This window comes from Bacillus sp. MM09(2025) (assembly GCF_050496725.1).
GTDB classification, from domain to species: Bacteria; Bacillota; Bacilli; order Bacillales; family Bacillaceae; genus Bacillus; species Bacillus pumilus.
Genome location: NZ_JBNWEN010000001.1, coordinates 198,294 through 221,724 on the forward strand (window position 1 = coordinate 198,294; position 23,431 = coordinate 221,724).

A 23,431-nucleotide genomic window follows, 5' to 3' on the forward strand; every position below is an offset into this window, starting at 1 on the left:
AAAAAAGAGACACAGCCAGTCGGCTTGTGTCTCTTTTTTGATTACACTTCCATAATAATCGGTAAGATCATTGGGCGGCGTCTTGTTTTTTCGTAAAGGAAAGGAGCCAGTGTGTCCGTAATTTCGTTCTTAATTTCAGACCACTGAGTTGTCTTACGTTCCATTACTTTTTCAAGATGCTTTGAAATGAGATCTTGTGCGTCGTTGATGAGGTCGCCAGATTCTCTCATGTAGACAAAGCCTCTTGAGATGAGATCAGGACCAGCAGAGATTTTGAATTCTTTCATGTCCATGCTGACGACTACAATGACAAGACCTTCTTCTGAAAGAATGCGGCGGTCTCTTAAGACGATATTCCCGATATCGCCAATTCCGCTTCCGTCGATATATACGTTACCTGAAGGAATTTTGCCAGCGACACTTGCTTCGTCACCTTTTAGTGCAAGAACTTCACCATTATCCATGATAAAGCAGTTTTCCTCAGGAATTCCGCAATCATTCGCCAGTTTAATATGCGTTTTTTGCATGCGGTATTCACCGTGAATCGGCATAAAGAATTTTGGTTTAATTAAACGGAGCATCAGCTTTTGTTCTTCTTGTCCGCCGTGACCAGATGTATGAATATTATTAAGTGAGCCATGAATGACCTCAGCGCCAGCACGGTACAGCTGGTTAATGGTGCGGCTTACACTAATATTGTTACCCGGAATCGGTGAAGATGAGAAGACAACAGTGTCTCCAGGATTAATCGAAATCTGGCGGTGAGTGCCGTTTGCAATACGAGAAAGAGCAGCCATCGGCTCACCTTGGCTCCCAGTACAAAGAATCGTCACTTTGTTTGCTGGTAGACGGTTGATTTCATTGTGTTCAATGAACGTGTTTTTTGGACATTTAATGTAGCCAAGATCTTGTCCAATATCAATAGCAGACTCCATACTTCGTCCAAACACCGCAACTTTTCGGCCGTTGGCAACAGCGGACTCGATCACTTGCTGAAGTCTGTGAATGTTTGAAGCAAACGTAGCAAAGATGATACGGCCGTCGACTTTTCTAAAGATGTCATCAATGCTTTCACCTACGCGTCTTTCAGACATCGTAAATTCTGGAATTTCACTGTTTGTACTATCGGATAAAAGACATAGAACGCCTTCTTTCCCGATTTCAGCCATTTTTGTTAAGTTGGCAGGCTCGCCAACAGGCGTAAAGTCAAACTTGAAATCACCTGTATGTACGATGTTACCAGGAGGTGTCTTCACGACAATTCCATAAGAATCTGGAATACTGTGTGTTGTTCTAAAGAAAGACACAGCTGTTTTTCTAAATTTAATGGTATCCTCTTCTTCAAAAATGTGAAGTTTTGTCTGTCTCAAGAGACCATGCTCTTCCAATTTATTACGAAGTAGGCCGATTGCGAGTTTGCCGCCGTAAACTGGAATATTCACTTGCTTGAGAAGGTAAGGGATACCGCCGATGTGGTCTTCATGTCCGTGAGTGATGAAAAGACCTTTGATTTTATCTTCGTTTTTAACTAAGTACGTATAGTCAGGGATGACGTAGTCAATTCCAAGAAGCTCATCTTCAGGGAACTTGATACCAGCATCAATTAAAATGATTTCATCTTGAAATTGAACGCCATACGTGTTTTTACCGATCTCGCCTAAACCGCCGAGCGCAAAAACTGCCGCCTGATCGTTTTTTACAAATTTCATTCCTCTCATAGCTCCAATACTTTAAAATTTTCACTTTCTCGTTCATAGTCTAAAAAAGCACCGTCTACAGGCTGAATGAATTCAATGTTGTAGCTATGTTTTTTCAACTTATCGCGTACGTCTCTTTCAGAAACCGCTTCAACGTATAGTGAATCTGTGTGTTCTCTTACAGGTACCTCAGTAGTAGTTGCCTGAAAAAATACCTTATATATCATCCAAATCTCTCCTTAAATACCGTATGTTACACTCGCTATTTCTATTATATTAAAAAAACGCGCATAAGAAAAGTCTCTGAGAAAAAAGGACCCTCAGCAAATGTGCGGAAGATCCTTTTAAGCGATCGATTTTTTACGAAGCATGTCCTTCCATTGTCTTCTAATTTTCTTGCGCAGACGACGAAGCATCGCAGGTCGCCTCCTTTCGAATTGAAGTGAGATTAGACCTTGTATTCCGTTCTCTCTTTATACTTGTATTATATGACGTTTCCATTGAATGTTACATGGTTATATGTGGGAAATGGGCGTTTTCATAGGAATTGGTTTCGAAAGCAGAAATCTTTCTGTATGATGAAAGGGAGTGGGTATACATAACAAGAGACAGGAGACGGGATATGAATAAAAAAGTCATCTTCTTTGATATCGACGGTACTTTATATGATCATGATAAAAAAATACCTGAATCAACGAAGAGAGCAGTTCGTTTATTAAAAGAAAAAGGCCATCATCTCTTCATTGCATCTGGGCGTTCGCCTTTTTTAATTAAGCCTATTTTAGAGGAATTAGGGCTTGACTCCTTTATTGCTTATAACGGTCAGTATGTCATGTATGAGGGAGAAGTCATTTACGGCAATCCGCTTAAACTGGAGCTGATGGAGAAAATTTATGAAACGGCAGATCGTCATGATCATCCGCTTGTTTTCATGGGGGAAAAAGCGATGAAGGCTTCTGTGCCAAATCATCCGTTTATCCATGAGGGGATTGGGACTTTAAAAACAGAGCATCCTGAACATGATTTGTCTTACTTTAAAGAAAACGAGATTTTTCAAATGCTGTTATTCTGTAAGGCAGAAGAGGAAGTCCAATACGAGGCGTTCCGCGAAGAAATTGATCTTGTCAGGTGGCACGAGCTGTCAACAGATGTCTTGCCAAAGGGCGGTTCGAAAGCTGAAGGCATTAAACGAGTTATCGAAAGACTGCCTTACGAGCAAAAGGATACCGTTGCCTTTGGAGACGGTCTGAACGATCGAGAGATGATTTCGTTTGCTGGTACAGGTGTCGCCATGGGAAATGCTGTGAATGAACTAAAAGATTTGGCTGATTTTGTGACAAAGCCGGTAGATGAAGACGGCATATTCTATGCAGTGACCCATCTAGGCTTGATTGAAGAATAAAAAAAGAAGACCCTGAGGTTATTGGGTCTTCTTTTTAATTTATGATCTGCCGATCGCAACAGAGTTGTCTGGCTCAGCGAATGGCTGATCCTTTTGAATATGATCATAAAACATAATGCCGTTTAAATGGTCGATTTCATGCTGAAATACAATGGCTGGAAACCCTTTTAGGCGAATATCAATGTCTTCTCCTTCAAGCGTTGTGGCCTTCACCCTGATCTTTTGATATCGCGGGACAAATCCAGGAATGGCTTCATCAACAGATAAGCAGCCTTCACCTGTCGTTAAATAAGCTCTTTTGACGGAATGACTGACAATGCGCGGGTTGAAAAGGGCATAGCTGTATTCCTCTCCATCTTCATCCTCACAGTGAACAGCGATCATTCGCTTACTGACATTAATTTGCGGAGCCGCGAGTCCAACGCCAGGTCTGAGTCCATACTTTTCAGCCAAGTCAGCATCTTGACTATTTTTGACGAATTCAATCATGTCAGCTAATTGCTGTTTTTCCTCTTCTGTCGGCGGGAGCTCGACCGCTTCAGCTGTTTGTCTTAAGACGGGATGTCCGTCCCGTACGATATCTTCCATGGTAATCACAAATCTTCACTCCTATTTCCTTTGTATGTAAAGTATATAAAATGTTACACAACATATGCAATGAAATAAAGAAGACCGGTCTATGAGACCGGTCAGAGGCTTAAACAGCCATTAGCAGCAGCCACCGCCGCCTAAGAATGCTGCGCCAACGATGATTAATAGGATGAAAAGGACAACGATTAAAGCGAATGTGCGTCCTCCGCCGTATCCGTAACCACCGCCATAACTTGGGTAACAACAGCCACCACCATATCCGCCACCGTATCCATACCCGTAACCGCCGTATCCACCATACATACTTCCATGACTATAATTAGACATACTTTTGACCTCCTTTGGAAATACACTCGGCCTCTCATAAGTGAAGGCGAAGCGTGTAATATAAACTATGTATGAATGCACTATTTGTATAGTCATGCGCCTATCACTTGAAAAAAATCTTCTTCGGCTCATCATAATGACCTCTTTCCTTGTCACAAACGCCTATAAAAATTATAGTTGTATGTGGAGATATAAAGGGGGAACCTTGTGATGAAACAAATAAGAAGAAGCATGAAAGCAGGTGCTGCTTTAGCGGGGATATGTACCCTTTTGCTGACGGGATGCGGAGGTCAAAGTTCATTTTATGACATGCAAGATGCGATGACGAAAATGAGCGAAAAAGAGGCGTCTTTTGAAAAAGAGCAAGGCACACTGCAAAGCTATGAGAAAAAAGAACAGCAGCTCTATAAAAAAATGATACAAACCACAAAGGATCACACAAAAACAGTGTCAAGCCTTTCTGATCAGGCGTTAGCATCTGCAGCGAAACGAGCAGAACATTTGAAAACAGAAAAAGACAGCATGGATGAATCGAAAAAGGAATTGAAAACGGTCAAAGAATCTGCGGGACGTATACAAGATACAGATTTAAAAGAAAAAGCAGATGAAACGGTCAAATCGCTTGAGAAAAGATATGCGTCGTATGACCAGCTTTACAAGGAATATCAAAAGGCGCTGAAACAAGATCAGCATTTGTATCAATCTTTAAAAAAGAAGGACTTAGGATATAAAGAGCTGAAATCCAAGTTGAAGACAGTGAACCGTTCTTATAGCAAAGTCAGAAAAGAAGGTAAAAAGTTCAATCAATATACAAAGCAATTGAATGAGCATAAACAGGCTTTGTCTGAAGCGGCAGATCAAGAGTTGAAAAAGAGCTGAAAAAACAGCTCTTTTTTTATTTTTCGACAAAAACAAACATTTTCTATTGTAGTACAGTAGTACACTCTATACTAGTACAGTTAGAGTTGTTTGTTAAACAGATTGATACAGCTCACCATAAAAAGTAAAGCGAATACATTTATTTAAATAAAGCCGTTAAATCAATTGACGGACTATTTTTCTTGTTGTAAACTAGTCCTTGTTAACAGAAGTTGTATTAGTTATTTGTGAACTATCGTTAATACAGTTAGAAGAACTCAAAAACGAGTGATCATTCAATGTTTCGACAACGATCCCAGTGGCTATTATATACAGGAGTCATATGCGTATTTTGGGTTATCCTATATCTGTATGTATAAATGGATTCACGACAAATTGACTGTTAAAAGAAAGGAAGAGGTGACTTTAGAATGGCTGCAAAAACAAAAAAAGCAATTGTTGATAGCAAAAAGCAATTTGATGCCATCAAAAAGCAGTTTGAAACGTTTCAAATTTTAAACGAAAAAGGCGAAGTCGTAAACGAAGCGGCAATGCCGGATCTCTCAGATGACCAATTAAAAGAATTAATGCGCCGTATGGTGTTTACACGAGTATTAGATCAACGTTCAATTTCATTGAACCGTCAAGGACGTCTTGGCTTCTATGCGCCAACAGCTGGACAAGAGGCTTCTCAGCTTGCAACTCACTTTGCACTTGAGAAAGAAGATTTCATTCTTCCAGGATATCGTGATGTACCACAATTAATCTGGCATGGCCTTCCATTAACAAAAGCGTTCTTGTTCTCTCGTGGACACTTTGTTGGTAACCAAATGCCTGAAGATGTAAATGCACTTTCACCACAAATCATTATCGGTGCACAAATCATTCAAGCTGCTGGTGTAGCTCTTGGTTTGAAAAAGCGCGGTAAAAATGCTGTTGCAATCACTTACACTGGTGATGGCGGAGCTTCACAAGGTGATTTCTACGAAGGTATTAACTTTGCAGGGGCTTACAAAGCGCCAGCGATTTTTGTTGTCCAAAACAACAGATATGCGATCTCTACTCCTGTTGAGAAGCAATCTGCTGCGCAAACAATTGCACAAAAAGCGGCTGCAGCTGGTATCGTAGGCGTACAAGTTGACGGTATGGATGCATTAGCTGTATATGCAGCAACTGCTGAAGCTCGTGAGCGTGCTGTTAATGGCGAAGGTCCAACATTAATCGAAACTCTTACATTCCGTTACGGCCCACATACAATGGCTGGTGACGATCCAACAAGATATCGTACAAAAGAAGATGAAAACGAGTGGGAGCAAAAAGATCCATTGGTACGCTACCGCAAATTCTTGGAAAACAAAGGACTATGGTCTGAAGAAGAAGAGAATAAAGTCATCGAAGATGCAAAAGAACAAATCAAACAAGCGATCAAAGAAGCTGACGAACAGCCTAAGCAAAAAGTTACTGACTTGATTGAAAACATGTACGATGTAAAACCATTCAACTTAGTTGAACAGCTTGAAATTTACAAACAGAAGGAGTCGAAGTAAGCCATGGCGCAAATGACAATGATTCAAGCGATCACTGATGCGTTACGCACAGAACTGAAAAATGACGAAAACGTTCTCGTTTTCGGAGAAGACGTTGGTAAAAACGGCGGCGTATTCCGTGCGACTGAAGGATTGCAAAAAGAGTTTGGTGAGGATCGTGTATTCGATACACCACTTGCTGAATCTGGTATTGGCGGTCTTGCAATTGGCCTTGGACTACAAGAATTCCGCCCAGTAATGGAAATTCAATTCTTCGGATTCGTTTACGAAGTATTAGATTCTGTTTCTGGACAAATGGCTCGTATGCGTTACCGTTCTGGCGGACGCTGGCATTCTCCAGTGACAATCCGTTCTCCATTCGGTGGGGGAGTTCACACACCTGAGCTTCACGCTGACAGCTTAGAAGGTCTTATCGCACAACAGCCTGGTATCAAGGTGGTTATTCCTTCAACACCTTACGATGCAAAAGGACTATTAATTTCTGCAATCCGCGACAATGATCCGGTTGTATTCCTTGAGCATATGAAACTTTATCGCTCTTTCCGTCAGGAAGTTCCTGAAGAAGAGTACACAATTGAAATCGGTAAAGCTGACGTGAAACGTGAAGGTTCTGACCTTTCAATCATCACTTACGGTGCAATGGTTCACGAATCACTTAAAGCTGCTGAAGAGCTTGAAAAAGAAGGCGTTTCTGCTGAAGTAATCGACCTTCGTACAGTAAGCCCGCTTGATATTGAAACAATCATCGCTTCTGTTGAAAAAACAGGTCGTGCGATCGTTGTTCAAGAAGCACAAAAACAAGCTGGTATTGCTGCAAACGTAGTAGCTGAAATCAATGACAGAGCAATCCTTAGCCTAGAAGCACCAGTACTTCGTGTAGCTGCACCTGATACTGTATTTGCTTTCTCTCAAGCTGAGAGCGTATGGCTTCCAAACCATAAAGACGTGCTTGAAACAGCTAAGAAAGTTCTTGAATTTTAATTAAATGACTGAGGGGAAAAGAATTTATTTCTCTTCCCCTTTATCAATTACAAGACCGTGTAAACATACACAACAAGGATTCAACAAAATCTAGGAGGCGAAAAACAGTGGCATTTGAATTTAAACTTCCGGACATCGGAGAAGGTATCCACGAAGGTGAGATCGTTAAGTGGTTTGTAAAACCAAACGACGAAATTAATGAAGATGACGTTTTAGCAGAGGTACAAAACGATAAAGCAGTTGTAGAAATTCCTTCACCTGTTAAAGGAAAAGTATTAGAATTAAAAGTTGAAGAGGGAACAGTTGCAACTGTAGGACAAACAATCATTACGTTTGATGCACCTGGTTACGAAAATCTTCAATTTAAAGGCAGCGAAGAAGAAGGCGAAGCAAAAACTGAAGCTCAAGTACAAGGTACTGCTGAAGCTGGTAACGAGCCAGAGAAGAAAGAAGTGGCACAAGAAGAAGCGGCAGCAGCAACTGGTGCAGGCGCACAAGAGCAAGTAGATGCTGATCCAAACAAACGCGTTATCGCTATGCCATCTGTACGTAAATATGCTCGCGAAAAAGGCATTGAAATTTACAAAGTTGCAGGTTCTGGTAAAAACGGACGTGTGTTAAAAGAAGATATCGACAGCTTCGTTAATGGTGGTTCTGCAGCTCAAGAAGCAGCGCCTCAAGCAGCTGAAAGTGCGAAAGAAGAAGCAGCTCCTAAAGCGGCAGCAGCAGCTCCAGTTCTTGAAGGAGAATTCCCAGAAACTCGCGAGAAAATGAGCGGAATCCGCAAAGCGATCGCGAAAGCAATGGTGAACTCTAAGCATACAGCTCCTCACGTAACATTAATGGATGAAGTTGATGTAACGAACCTTGTTGCTCATCGTAAACAATTCAAACAAGTTGCAGCTGATCAAGGAATCAAGTTAACTTACTTGCCTTACGTTGTAAAAGCTCTTACTTCTGCTTTGAAAAAGTACCCAGTACTTAACACTTCTATCGATGATAAAACAGATGAAGTTGTTCAAAAGCATTACTACAACATCGGAATTGCAGCTGATACTGAAAAAGGCTTGCTCGTTCCAGTTGTGAAAAATGCAGATCGCAAAGCAATTTTCGAAGTGTCTAACGAAATCAACGAGCTTGCAACAAAAGCACGTGATGGTAAATTGGCTCCAGCTGAAATGAAAGGTGCATCTTGCACAATCACAAACATCGGTTCTGCTGGTGGACAATGGTTTACTCCAGTCATCAACCACCCAGAAGTAGCGATCCTTGGTATTGGCCGTATCGCTGAAAAAGCGGTTGTTCGTGATGGCGAAATCGTTGTAGCTCCAGTCTTAGCTCTTTCCCTAAGCTTTGACCACCGTATGATTGACGGAGCTACTGCGCAAAATGCCCTTAACCACATCAAGCGTTTATTGAATGATCCACAATTAATTTTAATGGAGGCGTAATGTCATGGTAGTAGGAGATTTCCCAATCGAAACAGATACTCTTGTCATCGGTGCAGGTCCTGGTGGATATGTAGCTGCTATTCGTGCTGCACAGCTTGGACAAAAAGTAACAATCGTTGAAAAAGGAACACTTGGCGGTGTATGTCTAAACGTTGGTTGTATTCCTTCAAAAGCATTAATCAATGCTGGCCATCGTTTTGAAAATGCTAAGCATTCTGAAGACATGGGTATCAAAGCTGAAAACGTAACAGTTGATTTCACAAAAGTTCAAGAGTGGAAAGCTTCTGTTGTAAACAAATTAACAGGTGGAGTTCAAGGTCTTCTTAAAGGAAATAAAGTAGACATCGTTAAAGGTGAAGCTTATTTCGTAGACAGCAACTCTGTACGTGTAATGGATGAAAATTCAGCACAGACTTACACTTTCAAAAATGCAATTCTTGCAACTGGATCTCGTCCAATTGAATTGCCTACTTTTAAATACACAGACCGCGTGATCAACTCAACTGGTGCTTTAGCGCTTAAAGAAGTACCTAAGAAGTTAGTTGTTATCGGTGGTGGATATATCGGTACTGAGCTTGGTACTGCTTATGCAAACTTTGGAACAGAAGTTGTCATCCTTGAAGGTGGAGACGAAATCCTTCCAGGTTTCGAAAAGCAAATGAGCTCATTGGTTAAACGTAACCTGAAGAAAAAAGGAAACGTTGAAATTCATACAAACGCTCTTGCAAAAGGCGTTGAAGAAAAATCTGATGGTGTCACTGTTACGTTCGAAGTAAAAGGTGAAGAAAAAACAGTTGATGCTGATTACGTACTTGTTACTGTTGGTCGTCGTCCAAACACAGATGAGCTTGGTCTTGAGCAAGTTGGTGTTGAATTGACTGACCGCGGAGTTGTCAAAACAGACAAACAATGCCGTACAAGCGTTTCTAACATCTATGCAATTGGTGACATCGTTGATGGACCACCACTTGCACACAAAGCTTCTTACGAAGGTAAAATTGCAGCTGAAGCAATCGCTGGAGAGCCAGCTGAAATTGATTACCTTGGTATTCCTGCTGTTGTATTTTCTGAGCCAGAACTTGCAACAGTTGGATACACTGAAGCAGAAGCAAAAGAAGAAGGAATCGACATCGTTGCAGCGAAATTCCCATTCGCAGCAAACGGACGTGCACTTTCTCTTGACGCAACTGATGGCTTCATGAAGATGATCACTCGTAAAGAGGATGGTCTTGTGATTGGCGCACAAATCGCAGGTGTTGGCGCTTCTGATATGATTTCAGAGCTTAGCCTTGCAATCGAAGCTGGAGTGACTGCTGAAGATATCGCAATGACAATTCATGCTCACCCAACTTTAGGTGAAATTACAATGGAAACGGCTGAAGTAGCAATTGGAAGCCCAATCCATATCGTAAAATAATGAACTTATTAAAACCCTCTCCATCAAGGAGAGGGTTTTTTTGAGCGCTGCATGAGAAAAACCCCTCATTTCATGAGGGGCTTTTTCATATGGATTATATAAGTGCAAGGTGAGACCATTAATTTGTATTCACGCGGTCTAAAGCGTGGCATAAGGGCGATAAAATATCCTCTTTGCTGCTGACATTTCCTTCAACCTTCACTATGACTTTTTCATTATTTACAAGTAAAATAGCCGGCAATTCGTCTACTTCATTTTTCCAGCCTTTACGATCTTCTTTCACAATCATCTTTGACATTTCCTTCGGGTATTCATTCTTTAAATCGAGGACTGCATCATAATAAGGACTTTCTTTATCAAGATTTTCTGCGTCTGTAAAAAAGAGAATTCTTGGTTTTTGAATATGACTGACTTGGTCTGTCTGATTCGGTATGATATACGCAAATGAGCATGAACTAAGTACAAAGAGCATGGGGAATATAATGAGAAGTGTCCTCATAAAATTCAATCTATTCACCTCAAAATCTTTTGGGGTTGTCCCAACATTTTTAGGAGCTGGTTACCTGTTAGTCACTCTAGTGTATCATGTCCTTTTTGACAATTTTCGATTGTTACTCAATTGTTACAGAATTGATATGAAGCAAAATACAATTGAAACGTTCCCTCAATATGATAAGAAAAGAGCACATATTCATAAAAAATAATTAAATGTGCCATACAATTAACCGTTGACAACTTAAATGTGACATCATATTATAGAAGTATGAAATAGATTAAACGCTTTCAAATCATGAATGAAGAAAAGGGGAATGTACGTGGGTACAATTATTTGTCAAGATTGCAATGAGACCATTGATCAATTTGAAAATGAAAAAGTGACAACACTATACGGAACGTGTGGTCACTGTCATTGCTGTGATGAAGCCTCTGAATAAATAAAAAAAGCATGCAGCTCCATTTGGGGCTGCATGTTTCTTTTTTATAAAATTGGTTTCTGTTCTTTAATGACACGGATCATTTCCAGCGTTGAATCTTCTGGTCCTTGGACAGGGAGCCCAATTTCAATGTTTTTAAAGATATAGGAGATATTTTCTTCTGTGATAATCTCTCCTGGTATAAAAATAGGTATGCCTGGCGGGTACACCATGACAAACTCTGCGATGATGCGGCCCGTTGCTTCTTTAAACGGAACCACTTCAGTTGTGGCGTAAAAGGCATCACGCGGCGTCATGGCAAGCGATGGAATCTCAGGAAGTAGGACTTCAGTTACCGCTTGTGTGCCGCTCTCACTTTTAGAGGCTGCAGCAATGTCTTTCATAGCCATTATAAGCGTATCGATTGTTTCATCAGAATCACCAGGGGTCACAATACATAAAATATTGTAAAGATCAGAAAGCTCCACTTCAATCCGGTAGCTTTCTCTCAGCCATTTTTCCACATCATGGCCATTGAGACCAAGGTCTTTAATTGAAATAATTAATTTCGTTGGATCATAATCGTACGTAGAAGCTGAACCGAGTATTTCCTTACCAATACACGTAATGCCATCAATTTGATTCAAACGGTTTCTCGCTGATTCAGCTAATCGGATGGCTTCATCTGCAAGTGCCTTTCCTTCAGTGGCTAATCGCTTTCGAGCGACATCAAGTGACGCCAAGAGTAAATAAGAAGTAGAGGTTGTTGTCAGCATGCTCAAAATCGATTGCACGCGATCTTTTGAGATAAGCCCTTCCTTCATATTTAAAATAGAGCTCTGGGTCAGGGAACCGCCGAGTTTATGAACACTTGTTGCTGCCATGTCGGCACCTGCCTGCATGGCTGATAGCGGGAGCTTATCATGAAAATGAATATGCACGCCGTGTGCTTCATCAACAAGGACAGGCACATGAAATGAATGGGCAATGTCTACAATCGATTTTAAGTCTGCTGAAACGCCAAAATACGTCGGATTAATCACAAGCAGACCTTTTGCATCTGGATGCTCTATGAGTGCTTTTTTCGCTGATTCTGGTGTAATGCCGTGAGAGATGCCAAGCTCTTTGTCTATTTCTGGATGAATAAAAACAGGAACTGCGCCAGAAAATACAATCGCGGACATAATCGATTTATGGACGTTACGCGGAACGATGATTTTATCCCCAGGTCCGCATACGGTCATCACCATTGTCATGATGGCGCCGCTTGTTCCTTGAATACAGAAAAATGTATGGTCAGCACCGAAGGCTTCAGCAGCTAAATCTTGTGCTTCTTTTATCATTCCTCGAGGTGAGTGTAAATCATCAAGAGGTTCTATATTAATGAGGTCAATGCTTAATGCATTGTCGCCAATGAATGCTCTAAATTCAGGGTCCATTCCAGCTCCTTTTTTATGGCCAGGAATGTGAAATTGAACTGGATTGGTTGCTGCGTGTTTTTTTAGTCCAGTATATAAGGGTGTATCATGTTGTGACAATTGCTTTCCCACCTTCGTCGAAATACCTGCTATTATTGTGCCAATAACGACAGATTTCATTGCATAAAACAAAAGAATTATATTATGAACTGATCGGAATGTAAAGCATAAAATCAATCGGTTTCTGATCGAACAGATGCTATAATAAAAGTTCAAATAAGAAATGAGTGTTAAAGTGAGGGACAAGTAAATGGAATATCAATATCCAATTGACGTCGACTGGACGACAGAGGAAAAGATTGCGGTTATTTCGTTTTTTCAAGCTGTTGAAAAAGCCTATGAAAAAGGAATAGCGAAGCAGGAGTTATTAAATACTTATAAACGCTTTAAAGAGATTGTGCCATCAAAATCAGAAGAAAAGACGCATTGTGCAGCGTTTGAAAAGGAAAGCGGGTATTCTCCTTATCGTGCAGTGAAAACGGCAAGAGAGGCAGAAGAGTCCGCCATGATACGTATGTAAGAAAAAACGAGCCTAGATGGGCTCGTTTTTTTTATACAGATTGTTTTTGTGTAAAGCGGTATAGATAAGTCACCGTGCGGAAGGCATCTTCGATTTTTGATAAGAATTCTTCATTATTCATTTGAACGACTTCTTCTCTAGGCAGCTGAATACCGCAAAGGAGCTCGGCTTTTTTCACCGTTTGGACACGTTCAAACAGCGTTTTCAGCTGTTCTGCATCGAGCTCGCTGTGACGCATGACATCTGGTTTCATATGATCTTTAGACCAAACAAAATCTTGCGGTATTTTCTTCTGAATGGTATCTAGTTCTTTTTCGAATAATTGACCATATTCGCCTTTCACAGGAGATTCATAAATAAGAGCAAACCATACAAAGACATGTGTTTTCCAAAGCCCAATTTGAAAATGAGGGAGTTTTTTATACCCACGCTTGCTGTTTGCAAAAGCAACCCACGTATCATTAGGCGGATTGACTGATCTTCTAGCATGCTTTGCGACGTGTACAAACATTTCGTCACCTGTAATAGAAGAAAGAAGTGGTGCAAAGTGTTCTCCAAGTGCTTCAAGCTTTGGACGGACTCTTTCTTTTAATACGGTCATTCGTTCATCTAAACCGTCAACAGTAAATGTCTCAAAATCTTCATCTCTAAAACGCATTTCACTCATAGTATGCCTCCTGTATTCTTTCGCTGATCATATTTTATCATAGCTTGGGTTAAGCTCAAAAAAAGATGCACCGTCAGATCAAAGATTGTAGAGGAAGTAGGGCAGCGTTTAAAAACAACGATTTTGTGGTACATAACAAATAGGTAAAGACACAATTTTCAGAATGTCGTTGCGGTTATGCGATCGCTTCATACGATATAAGCAAGAACCAATTCTCTTATCAATTGAATTTTTTATCAATGAAAACTGACAAGGAATGAATCATTCTCTGGAAGGGGCGTTGACCAAATGAAGCAAATCGTGAAGCAGGGGTATAGACAGGAGAAGAAGAATCGCATCGCTGTGTGGAGATTAGAGGTGGACTATGAGCTTTCTACGCTTCATGAAGCCATCGAGCAAAAAGATGACATCCAAATCGAACGCAGCAAACGAAAGCTTGAGCGCCTAAGAAAAGAATGGGAGCAGCTTAAAGGGTAAAACAAGGTGAGGTAAAAACGAACCAATTCATCGGTTCGTTTTTGTATGAAGCTGCTTTTTTCTTGCTTTTACGTACATAATATCAGTATGCTATTACAAATAGGTATTACATAGAAAAGAGGTTTACAGTCTGATGACAAACTGGGTGGAAATTGACCGTCTTGCAAAGCTTTGGGTAAAAGAAGCAGGAAGCCGTATTAAAGCGTCCATGCAGGAAGGTCTATCAATTGAAACAAAATCAAATCCAAATGATCTTGTCACAAATATCGATAAAGAAACAGAACGTTTTTTCATTGAAAAGATACAATCGACATTTTCAGATCATCATATTTTAGGTGAAGAGGGACAAGGGGAAGAAGTGACCTCACTGGATGGAGTCGTGTGGATCATTGATCCAATCGATGGCACAATGAACTTTGTCCATCAAAAACGCAACTTTGCCATTTCAATCGGGATATTTGAAAATGGCATTGGGAAAATCGGTCTCATTTATGACGTCATTCATGACGAGCTTTACCATGCGATCAAAGGAGAAGGGGCTTATATGAATGATACCCTGCTTCCTCCATTAAAAGATGTAGCGATTGAAAAAGCCATTGTTGGCATTAACCCGACCTGGGCGATCGAAAGCCCTTATTTTGATGCTAAACCGTTCGCCCGCCTTGTGCGAGATGTGAGAGGGACGAGAACGATTGGATCAGCTGCACTTGAGCTCGCTTATATCGCAAGCGGCAGAAGTGACGCATATGTCACGTTAAGGCTTGCGCCGTGGGATTATGCAGCAGGCTGTGTGCTTTTGGATGAAGTAGGGGCAGTCTACTCAAATATACACGGAGAACGCCTAACGTTTCTAGACAAAAACAGTATCGTCGCCGGAAATCGATCCGTTTGTGAAAAAATCTTGCATGATTACATAAAAGGCAGTGAAAATAAAAAATAAACCAAATCACTTCATGAGAATGAAGTGATTTTTTGTGTTTAATGAAGCACAACTGGCTATCGATATGAAAAAACAGTTGATCATTCTTTATTGGCTGAAATAAAAGACCCCCATCTGGGCGATCCAGGTGGGGGTTTTCGTGCTTAGCTTAATTTTTCTTTAGCAATTTGGATTGCATCATAGACTGATTTTAATTGCTCTTGAGGAATTTTCTTCAGCATTTGGTTGAAAACAAGTAATTCAGTAGAGCTGAATCCAATACCTTTTGCGATTTTTGAATCAATGACAACATTACCTTTTTTGTCTAAAACAAGTGCATCACCAGCAAGATCAGCAATTCTGATCACTGATTTAAACAGCTTTTCAAATTTAGCTGCTTCTTCTTTTGTAAGACCAAGTTCAACAGCTTTCGCTGCATCAAAAACCAATTTTCCTTTTTCGTTTTTAGTGACGCTCTCACTGAAAACGATTGTCAGAACAGCTGCGCGATCTAAGAATTTCTCAGCAGTCGCCGCTTCTTCTTCAGTTAGTCCGAGCTCAACAGCTTTTTTCACATCAAATGTGTAGTTGTTGTCTTCCTCAACAAATGAGTTGATGAGAATGTTGATGACACGCTCGTTTTTCTCCAATAATTCTTTAATGACTTGCTGCTGCTCAAAAGGAATCCCTTTGAAAGTTGCAGCACTTGCTTGCCCAGGAGCTACTGTTGTGAAAGTAAGAATAATAGCTAAAGCGAAAAATACAACAGAGCTGAGCGATTTGCTCAAAATCTTCTTCATGCTTCTTTTCTCTCCCTTTTCTGTTAAATTTTGTTGCAAGAACAGCATACCACGAGAAACTTTGTGGAAGAATAGGAAAATTGTAACTTTATGTTTGATTTTGGAGAACTATAAATGTTATTGTCGAAAAATGGAGAGGTTCAGATGGCTTACTTTTGCCAAGTATAAATGATATGTTCTGTCCTATACACGACCTTTCATAGGTGGTTGGTCTTGTTTTTACCTAAAATAAAAGCCTTCTACATATAGAATGTAAAAGGCTTTTGAGAAATCTTATGATTGCACGTTTAATTTTCTTTTTAATGTAAATCCTGTACCCATGAAAATCATGGCAAACACAATACTTAGACAAATACCCAGCACGTTTTTTTCTGCAAGAGTTACCCCAATAAACGCCATACTGACAACCGCAAGTAATGCACATAATAATAGAAGCCATTTGATTTGTTTCATTTGTCTCCATCCCTTTTTTTAGAGTTAATATAAGTTTACAGAAAAACGATCGGCATTTAAAGGGGATTGTGATATAATATGAAAGTTATCTAATTATTTTAGGAGATGAAAATGTGAAACTTCGAAAAGATCTTCGCAACATCGCAATTATTGCCCACGTTGACCATGGTAAAACGACGCTTGTTGACCAATTGCTCCATCAAGCTGGTACTTTCCGTGCGAATGAAAATATCGCTGAGAGAGCCATGGATTCAAATGATTTAGAGCGAGAGCGCGGTATTACGATTTTAGCTAAAAATACTGCGATCCATTATAAAGATACACGCATTAATATTTTAGATACACCAGGACACGCCGATTTCGGTGGTGAGGTTGAGCGTATCATGAAAATGGTAGATGGTGTACTTCTCGTTGTGGATGCTTATGAAGGCTGTATGCCTCAAACACGCTTTGTGCTTAAAAAAGCACTTGAGCAAAACTTAACACCAATCGTAGTTGTCAACAAAATTGACCGCGACTTTGCTCGTCCGGCTGAAGTAGTCGATGAAGTAATTGACTTGTTCATTGAATTGGATGCAACAGAAGAACAACTTGAATTCCCAGTTGTCTATGCATCAGCAATTAATGGTACAGCAAGTAACGATGCGAGCAAGCAAGATGAAAACATGGAATCATTGTTTGAAGCCATTGTTAACCATATCCCTTGCCCAGTTGATAACCATGAAGAGCCGCTTCAATTCCAAGTGGCACTACTTGATTACAATGATTATGTTGGAAGAATTGGGATCGGTCGTGTATTTAGAGGAACAATGCAAGTAGGACAGCAAGTAGCCTTAATGAAAGTTGACGGCAGTGTGAAACAATTCCGTGTGACAAAGATTTTTGGTTTCCAAGGGTTAAAACGAGTGGAAATCAACGAAGCGAAAGCAGGAGATCTTGTTGCTGTATCTGGAATGGAAGACATTAACGTAGGTGAAACGGTTTGTCCGGTTGAACACCAAGAGGCTTTGCCAATCCTTCGTATTGATGAGCCGACACTTCAAATGACGTTTGTTGTGAACAACAGCCCATTTGCAGGCCGTGAAGGAAAATACGTAACATCACGTAAAATTGAAGAGCGCTTAGAGCAGCAGCTTCAAACAGACGTTAGTCTTCGTGTTGATCCAACTGATTCACCTGATGCTTGGGTTGTATCTGGACGCGGAGAGCTTCACTTATCCATTCTTATTGAGAATATGAGACGTGAAGGATTTGAATTACAAGTATCGAAGCCAGAAGTTATTGTAAAAGAAGTTGACGGTGTTCGATGTGAGCCTGTTGAACGCGTTCAAATTGATGTACCAGAAGAGCACACTGGCTCTATCATGGAATCAATGGGCGCACGAAAAGGTGAAATGATTGACATGATCAATAACGGTAATGGTCAAGTTCGCCTGATCTTTACAGTGCCATCACGTGGTTTAATCGGATATACAACTGAATTTCTTTCATTAACTCGTGGTTTTGGTATTTTAAACCATACGTTTGACAGCTACCAGCCAATGCAGTCTGGTCAAGTCGGCGGACGCCGTCAAGGAGTACTTGTTTCAATGGAAACAGGTAAAGCAACTGCTTACGGAATCCAAGGCGTTGAAGAGCGCGGTGTGATCTTCGTTGAGCCGGGTGTTGAAGTATACCAAGGAATGATTGTTGGTGAGCATAACCGTGAGAACGATCTTGTTGTCAACGTAAGCCGTATGAAACAACAAACAAACGTGCGTTCAGCGACGAAAGATCAAACGGTGAGCATGAAAAAACCACGTATTATGTCACTTGAGGAATCTCTTGAGTACTTGAATGAGGACGAATACTGTGAGGTTACGCCTGAATCAATTCGTTTAAGAAAGAAAATTCTAGATAAAAACGAACGTGAGAAAGCAGCGAAGAAGAAAAAGCTAGCAGGATTATCGTAATTCCATGAAGAATTAAAAAGATAGAACCCTGAAAGGTAAGGGGAGGGAATCTTTTTGAATGATCAGGAAGTAAGTGAAAATCTATCCTTTTTCGCGATGCTATTTCGTGTCGATGAAAATCCGCAAACAGGGATGTGGCTCCTATATGGTACCATCCTTGTTTTAGCGATTATTGTTTTTAAGCTCGGCTTTGCTAGACGTTTACCGATTTTAAAAGCACTCGTGATTTACTTGTTTTTGATTTTTGGCTGCACGTTTCTCACATTTCTAGGTATCTTCCTGCCAGTAGCGGAAGGTCTAGTCGTGGCAGCTGCCATTTTGATTATTTATAAAATCAGGCTGCATCGTGCGAAAAAAGAAGGAACAGTGAATACGTAAAAAAAGACCTGAACTTGTGTCAGGTCTTTTTTTATGTCTTTTGTTCTTTTTTTCCTTTTTTCTTCTTTTTCTCTTTCGTCGCAGGATCTTGATAAAGAGAGAATCTGCCAGTCTTGATGCGTGCTTCTGTCTTTACTTTAATACGTTCCTGACAGTCATCGCACATATATGTATGAATCGGTCGATTTCTTAACCGCTTAGCAACGAGTGTATCATCATCAATGGTTTCAAGCTTCTCACATAATGAGCACTTCACTCTCATCCTTTTCACCTCACTTATTGCATTTATTATAGCATGTTTTCCAGCTACTTAAAATCAGCGTAGAAAACGGCTTATATCACAGGAGATATAAGCCGTTTTCTTTATTTCTTTTGATTCATATGGTGGTTTGATTGATCGTTTTGCTGTTCGTCTAACTGCTTTTGATCGTTTTGTTTAAGCTGATCATTCGGCTCATTTGTTGGATCTGTTTCGTGGCGATCAATTTCATTTCTTGGCATCTCTGGCATTACGCGACCGACAATGGCGGCTAGTTCATCCATAATCCCACTGACAGGACGGCCTGCTTGTATTTCTTTACCCATCTCTTTTAACCGGCTGACTGTATCCGGATCAGCGACCACAACAGCATTCGCACCTTCTGGATCATTTTTCAGCGCTTTTGCAACTGAATATTTAATGTTTTCTACCTTGCTTCTATCTAAATCATCTTTTACATCAATACCAACAACCGCATATCGGCCGATAACGATCGCCGTTGCATCATTAACATCTGCTACGTGCTCTGTCACTTTGACAAGATGCTGCGCAACATCTGTAGATGACCGGGCTTGATTGATCTTTTTCTTAGTCGAGTCTGACACCCGTACTACGTGCTGGCGTCCATCTTGCTGCTTGTCAAGTGCCTCTGGCTTTTCCTGCTGCTGGCAAGCGCCCAACAAAATGATGGCTTGAATCATGAATAATGTCAAAAATAGTCGCATCTGTATTCCCTCCTTCACAAACTGCATGATTTATTTTATTGTTGAATTAACCTTCTAACTTTATTCATGAAAACATATATTTTAACAATCGTTTTGGGAAAGACAGGATGAATGAAACCCCGATCAGGAGGCGAAGGACCTGAGTAAAATTTATGTATTAGACACAAATGTGTTATTACAGGATCCGAATTCAATCTTTTCATTTGAAGACAACGAGGTCGTCATACCCGCCGTTGTGTTAGAAGAAGTAGACTCAAAAAAGAGATATATGGACGAGGTTGGGCAAAATGCCCGGCGCGTCTCACGCCTAATTGACGGATTAAGATCGAAAGGGAAACTGCATGAAAAAATTACACTAGAGTCAAAAGGGACGCTGCGCATTGAACTGAATCACCGCTCTTTTCATGAGCTTCAAGAAATTTTTATTGAAAAAACAAACGATAATCGAATTTTGGCAGTCGCGAAAAATTTAAGCTTAGAGGAAGAAACAAAACCTCATGGCAGGCCTGTTATCTTGGTCAGCAAGGATGTGTTAGTGCGGGTAAAGGCGGATGCTATAGGGCTTCAAGCAGAAGACTTCTTAAGTGACCGTGTTTTGCAAAATGAAGACATCGATAATGGCTATCATGAGCTCTACATTCCAACTGAGCAATTGAATACATTTTATAAGCAAAATCAATTACCAATAAAAGAGGTCACAAGTGCACCATTCAACCCTCATCAATTTGTCATCATGAAGGGAAATGAAGGTGGTTCTGCTTTAGGAATGCTTGATCAAAAGGCAGAGCATGTAAAGCGTCTCGTTTATGATCAAGAGCATATTTGGGGAATTCGTCCAAAAAACGTCCAACAGACGATGGCGCTCGAGCTGCTTTTGCGACGTGACATTCCGCTCGTGACACTGATTGGAAAAGCGGGGACTGGTAAAACATTGCTTGCACTTGCTGCCGGATTAATGCAGACAGAGGACCTCGGTATGTTTAAAAAGTTGATCGTGGCGCGCTCCATCGTGCCTGTTGGGAAAGATATCGGATATTTGCCAGGAGAAAAGGAAGAAAAGCTCAGACCATGGATGCAGCCGATCTATGACAACCTAGAGTTTTTATTTAATACAAAAAAGCCTGGTGAGCTTGATGCGATTTTGGCGGGAATTGGATCTATTCAAGTCGAAGCATTGACGTACATTCGGGGAAGAAGTATACCTGATCAATTTATTATCATTGATGAGGCGCAGAATTTAACAAAGCACGAGGTGAAAACATTATTAACGCGAGTCGGAGAGGGAAGTAAAATTGTGCTGATGGGAGATCCAGAGCAGATTGATCATCCTTATTTAGACAGCTTAAATAATGGGCTTACGTATGTGATCGAGCGGTTCAAAGGGCAGCAAATATCTGGACATGTCAAGCTTGTCAAAGGAGAAAGGTCTGGACTTGCACAGCTTGCCGCTGATTTGCTATAGTCCAGACCCTTTGACTTATGTAATGATCAGCTCTTTGACACCTTTTATCGGCTGAGTGAGGTTGGACTGATCCGCGAAATAGACATGGATTGGTCCTTCTTCTGTGATTGGCTTACCATGCTGGCTGAAATGAGCAATGCTTTCCATTGCCTGAGAAAGTGGTACAGCAATAGTACCTGTTTCTGTGACAAATTCGCATGTATCCGCATGTTCAAGCGGCTCAGCATTTTTTAGCATATCGCCAAGCTTCATCCCGAAGCTGCCTGTGACGAGTCTTTCCTTTTCGTACTTCTTCTCTGTTTTTAACGTAGGTGGAAGAGTTTGACCTTCTCTTATCACCCGCTCTTGGTCAAGCTCCTGATCTAGCTGATTCTCTTCACTTGCTGCATTTTTTTCAAAAAATGAATCCATTAAAAATTTGCGGTCATCAAAAATCCATACACTTGGATCAATGGTGATCTTGTACTGTACGTTCCCCTTGATTTGAATGATGCTCATGTTCAAGACAACCCCTTTCCAACATAAATTATAGAAGTTTTTGTCCGCTTTGTCACTTTCATAAACATGCTGCACCTTGTACACACTAATCATACATGAAAGATAGGGAGTGTATGAGGCATGGCATGTCGCGACAATGAAGAGCTTCAACGATTTGTAGAAGAAGCAAAAAAAGTGGCCAAAGATGGTCAAGTAGCATCCTATATTCCCGCTCTCGGCAAAGCGGATCAGACGGATTTATCTGTGGCAGTGTATCATGTGAGTAATACGTGCCACTCAGCTGGAGATGTAGATAAACGATTTACCCTTCAAAGTATTTCAAAAGTATTAGCACTGGCGCTTGTGCTCTTAGAAGAAGGGCCAAAAAAAGTCTTTCAATTTGTTGGACAAGAGCCAACAGGTGACCCGTTTAATTCAATGATTAAACTGGAAACAGCGAGTCCGAATAAACCGCTGAATCCAATGATTAATGCAGGGGCGCTCGCAGTCACGAGTTTAATCAGAGGAGCAACTCCGCAAGATCAGCTGAGCCGGTTGCTCAGCTTCATTAGAGAGCTTGCAAATGACAAAAGCATTACATACTGCAAGGAAACAGCTGCCTCCGAATTTGAGACATCCATGATTAACCGGGCGATGTGCTATTATATGAAGCAATATCATATTATTAGAGGGAACGTAGAGGAAGTCATGGACGTCTATACGAAACAATGTGCCATCATGATGAACAGCTTAGATTTGGCAAAAATTGCTTGTGTTTTTTCATTAGACGGCAGACATCCAGAAACGGGGCAGCAGATTATTTCAAAAGATGTCGCTAGAATTTGTAAAACCTTTATGGTGACGTGCGGCATGTACAATGCGAGCGGAGAATTTGCCATTAACATCGGAATTCCTGCAAAAAGCGGTGTCTCAGGCGGAATTATGGGAGCTGCACCATATGATTTTGGGATCGGTATCTTCGGTCCTGCTCTGGATGAAAAAGGGAATAGTATTGCTGGAATTAAGCTGCTTGAGCTGATGAGTGAAAAATACGAGATGAGTATCTTTTAATGGAGGGAGGCTTCTTTTTATTTTTACAAGCGAACTGTACAAATCTGCTTGCAATTTTGGGCGTTTCGCTTTATGATAAATAGAAGAATTAGGTACTCGCCTGGGGAACGGAGGGATACTTTTGGCGTCAGAAATTTTAGTCGATCATCGGCAAAAAGCACTGGCTTTATTAAAATTGGATGCAGATAAAATTTTAAAATTGATCCAAGTGCAAATGGACAACTTAACGATGCCGCAATGTCCTCTTTATGAAGAGGTTTTAGATACTCAAATGTTCGGATTATCGAGAGAAATTGATTTTGCTGTCCGGCTTGGATTAGTTGATCAACATGAAGGTAAGAAACTACTCGATAAACTTGAGAGAGAGCTTTCCGCACTTCATGATGCGTTCACAAAAAAATAATGATTGAAAACTCAAACTTCCTTAACATAAGTTTGAGTTTTTTTGTCCTCTATTTTTTTCATTGATTCATGTCAAACGGACTTGATTCCTTCATGAATGACGAACAATATAAAAGAGGTAAAACGAGATCAAACGGAGAAAATGTAGTAGAATAAAAACAGCTAAGAGGATATCAAGCAGTAGAAACAGACGTTAGGAAGAGGAT

General features: G+C 40.6%; 27 protein-coding genes. 15 read left to right on the forward strand and 12 right to left on the reverse strand.

Annotation, left to right across the window (positions count from 1 at the left end):
• Positions 1 to 41: 41 nt before the first annotated feature.
• Both rnjA and ACQYAC_RS01075 read right to left on the reverse strand, forming a co-directional pair.
• Entirely contained in the window at positions 42 to 1,709 is a 1,668-nt protein-coding gene (rnjA, locus tag ACQYAC_RS01070; protein ID WP_012009818.1) for a ribonuclease J1, read from the reverse strand.
• A gap of 5 nt (positions 1,710 to 1,714) precedes the next feature.
• Positions 1,715 to 1,924: a DNA-dependent RNA polymerase subunit epsilon gene (locus tag ACQYAC_RS01075; protein ID WP_058014087.1), complete on the reverse strand. Its 210-nt coding sequence runs from the start codon at positions 1,922 to 1,924 to the stop codon at positions 1,715 to 1,717.
• A gap of 395 nt (positions 1,925 to 2,319) precedes the next feature.
• Between ACQYAC_RS01075 and ACQYAC_RS01080 the strand changes: the two genes are divergently transcribed.
• Positions 2,320 to 3,099, forward strand: a complete 780-nt coding sequence (locus ACQYAC_RS01080) for a Cof-type HAD-IIB family hydrolase (protein ID WP_144462134.1) — start codon at positions 2,320 to 2,322, stop codon at positions 3,097 to 3,099.
• A 39-nt stretch (positions 3,100 to 3,138) separates the two neighbouring features.
• Here ACQYAC_RS01080 and def read toward each other — a convergent pair whose 3' ends face one another.
• Both def and ACQYAC_RS01090 read right to left on the reverse strand, forming a co-directional pair.
• Positions 3,139 to 3,696 (reverse strand): peptide deformylase, encoded by a 558-nt coding sequence (gene def / locus ACQYAC_RS01085; protein WP_044142028.1) that lies wholly within the window; start codon positions 3,694 to 3,696, stop codon positions 3,139 to 3,141.
• Positions 3,697 to 3,807: 111 nt separating this feature from the next.
• The gene (locus ACQYAC_RS01090; protein ID WP_151282361.1) at positions 3,808 to 3,993 is read right to left on the reverse strand and encodes a YjcZ family sporulation protein; all 186 of its coding nucleotides are present in this window, start codon (positions 3,991 to 3,993) and stop codon (positions 3,808 to 3,810) included.
• A gap of 234 nt (positions 3,994 to 4,227) precedes the next feature.
• Between ACQYAC_RS01090 and ACQYAC_RS01095 the strand changes: the two genes are divergently transcribed.
• The 5 genes from ACQYAC_RS01095 to lpdA all read left to right on the forward strand — a co-directional run bounded on the left by ACQYAC_RS01095 (position 4,228) and on the right by lpdA (position 10,271).
• Positions 4,228 to 4,896 carry a YkyA family protein gene (locus ACQYAC_RS01095; RefSeq protein ID WP_429942577.1) on the forward strand — a complete coding sequence of 223 codons (669 nt, stop codon included), beginning with the start codon at positions 4,228 to 4,230 and terminating at the stop codon, positions 4,894 to 4,896.
• Positions 4,897 to 5,306: 410 nt separating this feature from the next.
• Positions 5,307 to 6,422 carry a pyruvate dehydrogenase (acetyl-transferring) E1 component subunit alpha gene (gene pdhA / locus ACQYAC_RS01100; RefSeq protein WP_007498599.1) on the forward strand — a complete coding sequence of 372 codons (1,116 nt, stop codon included), beginning with the start codon at positions 5,307 to 5,309 and terminating at the stop codon, positions 6,420 to 6,422.
• Between the two features lie 3 nt (positions 6,423 to 6,425).
• Positions 6,426 to 7,403, forward strand: a complete 978-nt coding sequence (pdhB, locus tag ACQYAC_RS01105) for a pyruvate dehydrogenase complex E1 component subunit beta (protein ID WP_012009824.1) — start codon at positions 6,426 to 6,428, stop codon at positions 7,401 to 7,403.
• 107 nt (positions 7,404 to 7,510) lie between these two features.
• On the forward strand, positions 7,511 to 8,854 hold the full coding sequence (locus ACQYAC_RS01110; RefSeq protein WP_429942578.1) for a dihydrolipoamide acetyltransferase family protein: 1,344 nt from the start codon (positions 7,511 to 7,513) through the stop codon (positions 8,852 to 8,854).
• Positions 8,855 to 8,858: 4 nt separating this feature from the next.
• Positions 8,859 to 10,271 (forward strand): dihydrolipoyl dehydrogenase, encoded by a 1,413-nt coding sequence (gene lpdA, locus ACQYAC_RS01115; protein ID WP_003211097.1) that lies wholly within the window; start codon positions 8,859 to 8,861, stop codon positions 10,269 to 10,271.
• Between the two features lie 118 nt (positions 10,272 to 10,389).
• Here lpdA and ACQYAC_RS01120 read toward each other — a convergent pair whose 3' ends face one another.
• Positions 10,390 to 10,770 (reverse strand): hypothetical protein, encoded by a 381-nt coding sequence (locus ACQYAC_RS01120; protein WP_223250645.1) that lies wholly within the window; start codon positions 10,768 to 10,770, stop codon positions 10,390 to 10,392.
• Between the two features lie 316 nt (positions 10,771 to 11,086).
• On the opposite strand from ACQYAC_RS01120, the gene ACQYAC_RS01125 reads away from it, so the two are divergent.
• Positions 11,087 to 11,206 carry a GapA-binding peptide SR1P gene (locus tag ACQYAC_RS01125; protein ID WP_003212464.1) on the forward strand — a complete coding sequence of 40 codons (120 nt, stop codon included), beginning with the start codon at positions 11,087 to 11,089 and terminating at the stop codon, positions 11,204 to 11,206.
• 44 nt (positions 11,207 to 11,250) lie between these two features.
• Here the strand turns inward: ACQYAC_RS01125 and ACQYAC_RS01130 are convergent, their stop codons facing one another.
• A complete protein-coding gene (locus ACQYAC_RS01130) occupies positions 11,251 to 12,723 on the reverse strand; it encodes an aminotransferase class I/II-fold pyridoxal phosphate-dependent enzyme (protein WP_061407671.1) in 1,473 nt (490 codons plus the stop codon).
• 190 nt (positions 12,724 to 12,913) lie between these two features.
• Between ACQYAC_RS01130 and ACQYAC_RS01135 the strand changes: the two genes are divergently transcribed.
• On the forward strand, positions 12,914 to 13,183 hold the full coding sequence (locus ACQYAC_RS01135) for a UPF0223 family protein (protein ID WP_429942579.1): 270 nt from the start codon (positions 12,914 to 12,916) through the stop codon (positions 13,181 to 13,183).
• Positions 13,184 to 13,214: 31 nt separating this feature from the next.
• On the opposite strand, the gene ACQYAC_RS01140 is transcribed toward ACQYAC_RS01135, so the two are convergent.
• Positions 13,215 to 13,850, reverse strand: coding sequence for a DUF1054 domain-containing protein (locus ACQYAC_RS01140; protein ID WP_012009830.1), 636 nt, complete (start codon positions 13,848 to 13,850; stop codon positions 13,215 to 13,217).
• A gap of 288 nt (positions 13,851 to 14,138) precedes the next feature.
• On the opposite strand from ACQYAC_RS01140, the gene ACQYAC_RS01145 reads away from it, so the two are divergent.
• A complete protein-coding gene (locus tag ACQYAC_RS01145) occupies positions 14,139 to 14,327 on the forward strand; it encodes a hypothetical protein (RefSeq protein ID WP_003211901.1) in 189 nt (62 codons plus the stop codon).
• 133 nt (positions 14,328 to 14,460) lie between these two features.
• Complete coding sequence (locus ACQYAC_RS01150; protein WP_137054683.1) at positions 14,461 to 15,267, forward strand: inositol monophosphatase family protein; 807 nt, start codon at positions 14,461 to 14,463, stop codon at positions 15,265 to 15,267.
• 143 nt (positions 15,268 to 15,410) lie between these two features.
• Here the strand turns inward: ACQYAC_RS01150 and ACQYAC_RS01155 are convergent, their stop codons facing one another.
• Together ACQYAC_RS01155 and ACQYAC_RS01160 are read right to left on the reverse strand one after the other, a co-directional pair.
• Positions 15,411 to 16,046, reverse strand: coding sequence for a hypothetical protein (locus ACQYAC_RS01155; protein WP_012009832.1), 636 nt, complete (start codon positions 16,044 to 16,046; stop codon positions 15,411 to 15,413).
• Between the two features lie 273 nt (positions 16,047 to 16,319).
• Positions 16,320 to 16,499: a DUF5325 family protein gene (locus ACQYAC_RS01160; RefSeq protein ID WP_003211596.1), complete on the reverse strand. Its 180-nt coding sequence runs from the start codon at positions 16,497 to 16,499 to the stop codon at positions 16,320 to 16,322.
• Positions 16,500 to 16,612: 113 nt separating this feature from the next.
• Here ACQYAC_RS01160 and typA point away from each other — a divergent pair, with 113 nt between their 5' ends.
• Positions 16,613 to 18,451: a translational GTPase TypA gene (typA, locus tag ACQYAC_RS01165; RefSeq protein ID WP_012009833.1), complete on the forward strand. Its 1,839-nt coding sequence runs from the start codon at positions 16,613 to 16,615 to the stop codon at positions 18,449 to 18,451.
• 96 nt (positions 18,452 to 18,547) lie between these two features.
• Entirely contained in the window at positions 18,548 to 18,829 is a 282-nt protein-coding gene (locus ACQYAC_RS01170) for a YlaH-like family protein (RefSeq protein WP_044334035.1), read from the forward strand.
• A gap of 31 nt (positions 18,830 to 18,860) precedes the next feature.
• Here ACQYAC_RS01170 and ACQYAC_RS01175 read toward each other — a convergent pair whose 3' ends face one another.
• Positions 18,861 to 19,091 (reverse strand): YlaI family protein, encoded by a 231-nt coding sequence (locus tag ACQYAC_RS01175; RefSeq protein WP_012009835.1) that lies wholly within the window; start codon positions 19,089 to 19,091, stop codon positions 18,861 to 18,863.
• Positions 19,092 to 19,192: 101 nt separating this feature from the next.
• Positions 19,193 to 19,813, reverse strand: coding sequence for a YhcN/YlaJ family sporulation lipoprotein (locus tag ACQYAC_RS01180; RefSeq protein WP_429942580.1), 621 nt, complete (start codon positions 19,811 to 19,813; stop codon positions 19,193 to 19,195).
• A gap of 139 nt (positions 19,814 to 19,952) precedes the next feature.
• On the opposite strand from ACQYAC_RS01180, the gene ACQYAC_RS01185 reads away from it, so the two are divergent.
• Complete coding sequence (locus ACQYAC_RS01185; RefSeq protein ID WP_034619937.1) at positions 19,953 to 21,275, forward strand: PhoH family protein; 1,323 nt, start codon at positions 19,953 to 19,955, stop codon at positions 21,273 to 21,275.
• Between the two features lie 15 nt (positions 21,276 to 21,290).
• On the opposite strand, the gene ACQYAC_RS01190 is transcribed toward ACQYAC_RS01185, so the two are convergent.
• The gene (locus ACQYAC_RS01190; protein ID WP_061407693.1) at positions 21,291 to 21,773 is read right to left on the reverse strand and encodes a hypothetical protein; all 483 of its coding nucleotides are present in this window, start codon (positions 21,771 to 21,773) and stop codon (positions 21,291 to 21,293) included.
• A gap of 120 nt (positions 21,774 to 21,893) precedes the next feature.
• On the opposite strand from ACQYAC_RS01190, the gene glsA reads away from it, so the two are divergent.
• Both glsA and ACQYAC_RS01200 read left to right on the forward strand, forming a co-directional pair.
• On the forward strand, positions 21,894 to 22,823 hold the full coding sequence (gene glsA / locus ACQYAC_RS01195) for a glutaminase A (protein WP_429942581.1): 930 nt from the start codon (positions 21,894 to 21,896) through the stop codon (positions 22,821 to 22,823).
• Between the two features lie 121 nt (positions 22,824 to 22,944).
• Positions 22,945 to 23,226: a YlaN family protein gene (locus ACQYAC_RS01200; protein WP_003212509.1), complete on the forward strand. Its 282-nt coding sequence runs from the start codon at positions 22,945 to 22,947 to the stop codon at positions 23,224 to 23,226.
• Positions 23,227 to 23,431: the final 205 nt, after the last annotated feature.

Bases quoted from the DNA above. Each gene is read 5' to 3' on its own strand.
- rnjA (WP_012009818.1), bottom strand. From the start codon at position 1,709: ATGAAATTTGTAAAAAACGATCAGGCGGCAGTTTTTGCGCTCGGCGGT.
- ACQYAC_RS01075 (WP_058014087.1), bottom strand. From the start codon at position 1,924: ATGATATATAAGGTATTTTTTCAGGCAACTACTACTGAGGTACCTGTA.
- ACQYAC_RS01080 (WP_144462134.1), top strand. From the start codon at position 2,320: ATGAATAAAAAAGTCATCTTCTTTGATATCGACGGTACTTTATATGAT.
- ACQYAC_RS01090 (WP_151282361.1), bottom strand. From the start codon at position 3,993: ATGTATGGTGGATACGGCGGTTACGGGTATGGATACGGTGGCGGATAT.
- ACQYAC_RS01095 (WP_429942577.1), top strand. From the start codon at position 4,228: ATGAAACAAATAAGAAGAAGCATGAAAGCAGGTGCTGCTTTAGCGGGG.
- pdhA (WP_007498599.1), top strand. From the start codon at position 5,307: ATGGCTGCAAAAACAAAAAAAGCAATTGTTGATAGCAAAAAGCAATTT.
- pdhB (WP_012009824.1), top strand. From the start codon at position 6,426: ATGGCGCAAATGACAATGATTCAAGCGATCACTGATGCGTTACGCACA.
- lpdA (WP_003211097.1), top strand. From the start codon at position 8,859: ATGGTAGTAGGAGATTTCCCAATCGAAACAGATACTCTTGTCATCGGT.
- ACQYAC_RS01120 (WP_223250645.1), bottom strand. From the start codon at position 10,770: ATGAGGACACTTCTCATTATATTCCCCATGCTCTTTGTACTTAGTTCA.
- ACQYAC_RS01135 (WP_429942579.1), top strand. From the start codon at position 12,914: ATGGAATATCAATATCCAATTGACGTCGACTGGACGACAGAGGAAAAG.
- ACQYAC_RS01140 (WP_012009830.1), bottom strand. From the start codon at position 13,850: ATGAGTGAAATGCGTTTTAGAGATGAAGATTTTGAGACATTTACTGTT.
- ACQYAC_RS01145 (WP_003211901.1), top strand. From the start codon at position 14,139: ATGAAGCAAATCGTGAAGCAGGGGTATAGACAGGAGAAGAAGAATCGC.
- ACQYAC_RS01150 (WP_137054683.1), top strand. From the start codon at position 14,461: ATGACAAACTGGGTGGAAATTGACCGTCTTGCAAAGCTTTGGGTAAAA.
- ACQYAC_RS01155 (WP_012009832.1), bottom strand. From the start codon at position 16,046: ATGAAGAAGATTTTGAGCAAATCGCTCAGCTCTGTTGTATTTTTCGCT.
- ACQYAC_RS01160 (WP_003211596.1), bottom strand. From the start codon at position 16,499: ATGAAACAAATCAAATGGCTTCTATTATTATGTGCATTACTTGCGGTT.
- ACQYAC_RS01170 (WP_044334035.1), top strand. From the start codon at position 18,548: ATGCTATTTCGTGTCGATGAAAATCCGCAAACAGGGATGTGGCTCCTA.
- ACQYAC_RS01175 (WP_012009835.1), bottom strand. From the start codon at position 19,091: ATGAGAGTGAAGTGCTCATTATGTGAGAAGCTTGAAACCATTGATGAT.
- ACQYAC_RS01180 (WP_429942580.1), bottom strand. From the start codon at position 19,813: ATGCGACTATTTTTGACATTATTCATGATTCAAGCCATCATTTTGTTG.
- ACQYAC_RS01190 (WP_061407693.1), bottom strand. From the start codon at position 21,773: ATGAGCATCATTCAAATCAAGGGGAACGTACAGTACAAGATCACCATT.
- glsA (WP_429942581.1), top strand. From the start codon at position 21,894: ATGGCATGTCGCGACAATGAAGAGCTTCAACGATTTGTAGAAGAAGCA.